Genomic DNA, 7730 nt, shown 5'->3' with positions numbered 1-7730 from the left:
TGTTTTCTTAGTTGTCATAGTTCACCTCGTTAGTGATTGTACTCACTTAACTCAGTGTCCAAAACTTCTGGTGCGGATCACAATCCTCTTTTTACATGAAGTTGACACTAGGATTACTACTTAATGTTTGAGGATACATCTCTTATTCTCTCATTTAACAGGCCACTGAGATAAAGAACGCTTAAAGTCGCTATAATCAAATTCATTCAGTTTTTGAATGTCGCCACTGCTGCGTTCACAGTAAATCGAAGGCATCTTTAACCCGTTAAACCAGTTCAGTTTCACCATGGTATAGCCTGCGCTATCCAATAGGTGAAGCTTTTGACCTATCTTCAACGGCTCATCAAAGCTCGTTTCACTGAATTGATCACCCGCTAAACATGAACATGAACCAATCACATAGTCATGCTCACCGTTTTCAGAGGCTTCCAATACTGACGCTGGCTCATCATAGATAAGTGTATCTAAACGGTGCGCCTCCGTTGCAGAATCAACAATGGCTGTTTTCTTTACGTTCTCAACAATATCAACCACTGTCACAACTAGGTCAGTCGTCTTAGTAATGATCGCTTCGCCCGGCTCTAGATACATTTGAACGTCATGCTTTTCGGCAAATGCTTTTAGCGCTAAACCAAGCTTCTCAATATCGTAACCTGGCCATGTAAAGAACACGCCGCCACCCATGCTCACCCAATCTAGCTTATCTAGATGTTCTCCAAACTGATCTGAGATTGAGTCAAGCAACGCGATAAACGCATCCACGTCTTTATTCTCACAGTTCATGTGGAACATCACACCATCAATACCGTCGAACACTTCAGGTTTGATGTGATCGGCCTGAACACCTAAACGAGAGTATGCACGTGCTGGATTTGCTAGATCTTGACCTGCGTAGCTCACGCCAGGATTTAAACGTAACCCCAATGAAGCTTTACCTTCTACAATATGGCGATAGGCTTCAAGTTGATTTTGAGAGTTGAAGATCATCTTGTCGCAGATATCTACCACTTCTCTTACATCGTCTTCGCTGTAACCAACACTGTAGGCGTGAGTCTCACCGCCGAACGTTTCGTGGCCGAGCTTTACTTCATAAGGGCCGGAGCTTGTCGTGCCATCTAGGTAAGGCTTAATAATGTCAAACACGCCCCAAGTCGAGAAGCACTTCAGTGCAAGAACTAGCTTTACACCTGAGATCTCTTTCAGCTGCTTTGCTTTTTCTAGGTTGGCGATCAGTTTGTCTTCATTGATCATGAAGTATGGGGTTTTGAGTTCGTTTTTCTGCATAGTATGTTCACCGTAAAAATCGAACAAAGCCGACGCTATGGCATCGGCTTCAATCTAAATGACTTTGTTAGGATCCAACAAAGTTACTTCAGTTTATGGATAACTGGCTGACCTGGTTCTAGCTCTTGAACGTGCCAATCTAGACCGATTTCTGGCATTGTCTCAAGGAACGGGTCTGGGTTTAGCTGTTCCATGTTGAACACGCCTTTTTCTGCCCACTCTCCACGGAAGAACTGAAGTGCCGCCGTAATTGCAGGTACGCCAGTTGTATATGAGATCGCTTGATGCTCAACGTCTTCGTAAGCCACTTCGTGATCGGCGTTGTTGTATATGAATACGCTACGCTCTTTGCCGTCTTTCTTACCTTGTACCCAAGTACCGATACACGTTAAACCTGTGTAGCCCGGTGCCAATGATGTTGGATCTGGCAGTAGAGCTTTAAGTACATGAAGAGGCTGAACCACAGTGCCATCGTGCAGCGTTAGCGGGTCTGGGCTTAGTAAGCCGATATCACGCATGCAGTTGAAGTAGTTCAGATACGCATCACCGAAGCCCATCCAGAACTCAATACGTTTAGCTGGAATGAATTCCTTCATTGAGCGAACTTCATCGTGCGCCATTGAGTACACTTTATGAGATCCACAATTTGGGAATTCAAACTCAAGCATGCGTGAGTGACAAGGTACTTGTTTCCACTCTTCATTTTCCCAGTAGAAAGAGTCACCTTGGATCTCTAACATGTTCGTTTCTGGGTCAAAGTTGGTGGCGAATTTCTTGCCGTGGTCACCCGCGTTAACGTCCATAACGTCAATCGTATCGATTTCATCAAACAGGTGCTTAACTGCGTAGGCAGCGAATACTGATACAACGCCAGGATCAAAACCAGCGCCTAGAATACCGGTAATGCCTGCTTCAGCAAACTTCTCGCGGTAACCCCATTGCCAATCGTACGCTTGTGGTACTTGTTGGCCTTCTGAGCAAAGGTCTACGGCAACCGATGTGTCTAAGTAGTTCACTTTTGCTTGGTAACACGCTTCCATGATGGACATATTAACCCACGGAGGACCCGCATTGATCACCAGATCAGGCTTCACTTCTTTAATCAGAGCAACCAAAGCGTCAACGTCATCCGCATTTACAGCACGAGCTTCTAGTTTCTTAGTCGTGTCTTTAAGGTTATTTTTACCTTTGATTGACTCGATGATTTTTTCACACTTGCTTACCGTGCGCGAAGCAAGCGTAATGTCACCTAACACATCGTTATTTTGAGCCGCTTTATGTGCAACAACCCAACCAACACCACCTGCGCCAATTTGTAGAACTGCCATCGTATTTACCTTATCTCTTTAATTCATTTACTTTTCGTGAGGCTTATCGTTTTCAAAAAGCCCCACCAGTGTTCTGTTCTAATATTAATCGGCCAGTTCATTCACAAGCTGGTTAATATCTTCAATGAGTGATTGGAAATCGGCCAAGGTTAGGCACGGATTCAAAATCGTAAACTTAAGTGCCGACTTACCATCAACCACCGTTTCACCAAGAACGGCGACGCCTCGAACCAACGCTTCGATACGTACTTTCTGGTTAAGCTTATCCACCGAGCCTTCAAGACTACGCTTAGAGCGGAACAACACGGTTGATAGCGATGGCTCTGCAAGTAACTCAAGTTCAGCATTGGTTTGAACCATGCGCGCGACGTCTAATGTTTGTGCGATTAAATGATCGTACATTTCCCCGAGAGCCTGAGGGCCAACATTTTGCATGGTCATGAAGACTTTTAGCGCGTCAAAACGTTTAGTTGTTGCGACGGACTTGTCGACTAAGTTCGGCAATTCATCGTGCTCACGATTCAAGTAATCCGCATGATGCAGCAAAAACTTGAACTGCGATTTGTCTTTAAGTAGCAATGCACCACAGCTGATGGTTTGGAAGAAAAGCTTGTGGAAATCAACACTCACTGAATCAGCGCGCTCAATACCAGCTAAACGTTGCTTATGGCTGCTCAAAATCAGAGCACCGCCGTAAGCGCCATCGACATGAAGCCATAGTTCATGCTGATCAGCAGAATTCGCTAATGCTGTAAGGTCATCAATGGCACCGTGGTCGGTCGTACCAGCCGTTCCCACTAGCGCAAATGGAATCAGACCCTGTTCTTTTAGCTCAGCAATGGTCGAGTCCAGCTTACTGGTATCCATCGTGCCATTTTCATGAGCCGCAACCGTAACAACTGACTTCTCACCCAGCCCCATCCAAGACGCTGATTTTTGAACCGTAAAGTGCGACTTTTCAGAGCAGATGATTCGTAACTTATGTGCATACTCAGGTAAACCAAGCTTTTGAATCGAGTGCTGAGACAGCTTATCGGCAATCCAATCTCTTGCGAGCATGAGGCCCATCTGGTTACTTTGAGTGCCACCGCTCGTGATGATGCCATCCGCGTGGTTACCTAGCTCATACTTACCACACAGCCAATCAACCACTTTTTGCTCAACATACGTCGCTGAAGAAGCTTGATCCCATGAGTCCATCGATTGGTTCAAAGACGCAATCATTGCCTCTGCCGCAATAGCTGGCATCATTGGTGGGGTATGCAAATGCGCAATGCAATTTGGGTGCTGGGTGAAGATTGAGTTTTTAACTACAAGCTCGTTAGTGCTATCAATGACATCAGTCAAACTGGCGTTAGCCGAGTCTAAACATACGGCATTGATCTGAGCTTCCAGAAACTTAGGGTCCATACCGCTGTATGGTTTCTCAACCTGTTCAAAGATCTGCTTTAGCGAAGAAGTCGCGTGATTCATTACCGAAGCAAATTCATCAGAACCATTATCGCCTGCTTGAATAAAGTGCTTTTTCCACTTTGCATTCTCTTCATCTGCTTCACGTTTACCACCACCCGCAGCAAGAATCGCTTCTTCCATGACACGTAGTGCAAAATCAATTTGCTCAAAAGAGATGATCATAGGTGGTAGGAAACGAATTACCGACCCTTCACGACCGCCTTTTTCAACCATTAAACCGCGTTCAAGGGCCGCGCGTTGAATCGCGAGTGTTAAATCATCATCGGCTTCCGGCTCGCCAAATTTGTTTTTGCTGCCATCCGCTTTCTGGATTTCCATCCCAAGCATTAAGCCTTTTCCGCGAACTTCCGCGACACAATTAACGCGCTGCTGAATGCTCTCAAGGCCCATTCTTAAATACTGGCCCGCGATATTGGCATGCTCAACCAGGTTATCTCGTTCAATGATTTCCAATGCTTTTGCACCAGAGACCATCGCGAGTTGATTACCGCGGAATGTCCCCGTGTGCTCACCCGCTTTCCATGTATCAATTTCTTTATTGAAAACAAGAATAGACATTGGCAAGCCGCCACCTATCGCTTTAGATAGGCACAAAATATCAGGAGAGATGCCTGACTCTTCAAATGCAAAACGATAGCCAGTTTTACCAACACCGCACTGGATCTCATCAAGAATCAATAGGATTTCGTGTTCATCACAGATTCGGCGTAGTTCTCGAAGCCAGAACGCAGGAGCAGGTATGACACCACCCTCGCCTTGCACTGGTTCTACAATGATGGCAGCAGGTTTCATGATTCCCGCTTCATCATCGTTAAGAAGGCGTTCCATATAGCGAATGCTTGCTTTAGCCCCGTCATCGCCACCTAGCCCAAACGGGCAACGTAGGCTGTATGGGAACGGCATGAAGTGAACATCAGACATGAGACCTGTTCGACGCTCTTTGGTGCTGAGGTTGCCCATCATGCCCATCGTGCCGTTTGTCATGCCGTGGTACGCACCGCGGAACGCGAACATAGTGTTACGACCTGTCGTTTGCTTCGCAAGCTTGATCGCCGCTTCAACCGCATCGGCACCAGAAGGGCCACAGAATTGAATCGCAGAGTTATGAGAAAACTCTTTTGGCAAAAACGCTTTAACACGCTTAGTAAACAAGTCTTTCGCACTCGTCGTCATATCGAGAGTTTGATATGGCAATCCAAGATCAAGCTGCTCTTTTAATGCTTGATTGATTTCAGGGTTGTTGTAACCCAGCGACAATGTACCTGCACCTGCAAGACAGTCTAAAAATAGTTGCCCACGTGTGTCTTCAACTAGCGCACCATGGGCTTGTTTGATAGCGATAGGAAGGCGTCTTGGATACGAGCGAACTTCAGACTCATGCTCTGCTTGGTCAAGCAGGATTTGGTCTGGCGTAAGATCATAAAGACCTTCTACGTGTGGTACTTTGGTAGAAAAAGTGGTTGCGATAAGCGTGTTATCGACTTCAAAAGCTGAGCTCATTGTAATTCCCTAAAAATAGAGGATTTGCGCTCTTTTCAACACCAGTTGATAAAACAAGAGGCAAAGCAATACCTTCCGAAAATATCCATACGTTCGGGATTTGGATAATGACCATTAGAAATGGTTAAATTTGGAGTGCAGGAATTCAGGGTTCGGTGATGCTACTGACGTGAAGTACAGGGCATTTAGGAAGTACGAAGCTGATTAAACTGTATAAGTTAAAAGTGTTCACTGTTGGGTTTCTCTCTCATCTGCTGCCAAGGCAACAAAGCTATCCCGTCTATCAACAAATGGCTTGTTGATACCTACCCTACGCAACAATACAATCAGCCGAATGTTCGTTACGCGTCTCCCCCAGTGCCGCTTCAAATTTAGGCTCCGAGATTGCGCGGAAAAATATCACAATATCAAAGACTCTGGCAACTGTTTTTACTAACGAATTTATAAATAGAAAGCTGGCTATAAAGCCAGCTTTCTATTTTAGACTTAGCTTTTATGCTGCGTCAGTTTTAAGTACTTGAGATAAGAGTTCCAACTGATCTAGTGCACTATTAGTAGGAATGAAATCTTCCAATATTGTCGCACCATCAGTGATGACAATCGTTTGACTTACCTCTTCATCAGCAGAGTTATCAGCATTCACAGTGATAACCACATCATCATCTACCACCTCTGCACTTGCAATCCCCATTAGATCTTCGATATCTACAGCAGACCCATCATCTAAGACCCCTGTTAAATCAATAAGGTCTTCATAGAAGTTAAAGTCTTCTATAGTATCCGTTCCATCATTAATAGTTGCATCACTCCACTTAAACACATCAGTATCATCGGTACCAGATAATAACTCATCTTCTAATGTTGCTGCATGTTCAACATATGGCGGAATAGTGACGGTTGCTTCTTCACTTACTAACCCTCCGGAATCAATAGCAAGATAATCAAAGCTATCATCTTCAGTTATCGCCAGCTCGCCAGAGAATCCGCGAAGTACCCAGTTACTACCGGAGCCTTCCATTGCCATACCAACGATAGGATTATCTTCTGAAGAATAAGTGAATTCCTCATAAAATTTGTGTGGGCCTAGTGCAGAGTCCTTATGGTATTCCTCTACCTGCGTGGTTCCATCCTGCAACGTATAGGTCACTTGAATCGATTGGGCATGCACAAATGCTTGCTGCATTCCATCAAGGCCAAATGTAATTTCTTCTAAAGGATTTTCCGATAAATCGATAACCAGAATTTCATTCGCATTCATTCCATTGCCATCTTTATCTCCAATACCATAGCCCTTATGCCCGTCTGCAGCGTATTGCTTCAAGGGCTTGCCATTATCATTAATCACAGAAACTCGTATCGACGTTTCATTATCTAAATCGATCCGACGCTCTGTTTTTGACTCCTTATCACCCCAGTTGTAAAAACCATCTGTTTTTTCTACGTCATCAGGGTGACCTCCAATAGTAAATGCATCACCTTCACCCTGTTCATACTCAACTTTGCTAGGATCCAGAATGGTTCCACCGCCACCTTCAGTATAAAGGTCAAGTTCAGTCAATTCTGTTCGAACATCATTCTCGTCGGTGTAGTAAAGTGTCCCTGTTGACGGTAGCGACGTGATCATCACCATCACTGACTCATTATTTCCTGGGATGATCTCATCGGTATCCCAAATATGATCAAACTCAGGATCATTTGAATCAAACACAATAGGAACTGGCGAATCAGGGTCTCGTAAGTAGGCTTCGAAATCTTCCGCTTCTGGTGCTTCATTGACATTAATTTCGTTAAGCACAACATTGACATCCGTGCTCTTCGGTTCACCACCAAAGCTTCCAACCTCAGTCGCAGTGACCACTAGGTTGTGCACGTTATTGAGAAGTTCAAAATCATTGGTAAAAGCCAGCACACCCTCAGCGGTGAGGCGTATCTCTCCATCATCACTATCTATAACAAAGAAAGGACTCTCTTCTAGCACATCATCAGCCGCATAAACATTGGTAGAAATGCTATAAGTGACATCTTCACCATCAGCATCTGATGCAGTCACCTGCCCGATCGCATGTGTATCTACATTATTCTCGCTGTAATTAAATTCATAGCCATCCGGCTGTTCAAATTCGGGTTCATTATCATCCAGGTTGA

At 44.8% G+C, this 7730-nt stretch carries 4 protein-coding genes; all 4 read right to left on the bottom strand.

The window, feature by feature from the left end; genetic code table 11:
* Positions 1-150: 150 nt before the first annotated feature.
* The gene (nspC, locus tag BCU12_RS08865) at positions 151-1284 is read right to left on the bottom strand and encodes a carboxynorspermidine decarboxylase (protein WP_102403968.1); all 1134 of its coding nucleotides are present in this window, start codon (positions 1282-1284) and stop codon (positions 151-153) included.
* 83 nt (positions 1285-1367) lie between these two features.
* Positions 1368-2612, bottom strand: coding sequence for a carboxynorspermidine synthase (locus BCU12_RS08860; RefSeq protein WP_102403967.1), 1245 nt, complete (start codon positions 2610-2612; stop codon positions 1368-1370).
* An 84-nt stretch (positions 2613-2696) separates the two neighbouring features.
* A complete protein-coding gene (locus BCU12_RS08855; RefSeq protein WP_102403966.1) occupies positions 2697-5585 on the bottom strand; it encodes a pyridoxal phosphate-dependent class III aminotransferase in 2889 nt (962 codons plus the stop codon).
* A gap of 493 nt (positions 5586-6078) precedes the next feature.
* Positions 6079-7730 (bottom strand): cadherin repeat domain-containing protein (locus tag BCU12_RS08850; protein ID WP_198599293.1); only part of this gene is annotated, 1652 nt, incomplete at its 5' end.

This window comes from Vibrio sp. 10N.261.55.A7 (assembly GCF_002877365.1).
In the GTDB taxonomy this organism is placed as follows: domain Bacteria; phylum Pseudomonadota; class Gammaproteobacteria; order Enterobacterales; family Vibrionaceae; genus Vibrio.
Note: the sequence above shows the minus strand (reverse complement) of the source record. Positions and strands in the feature narration are given on the sequence as shown.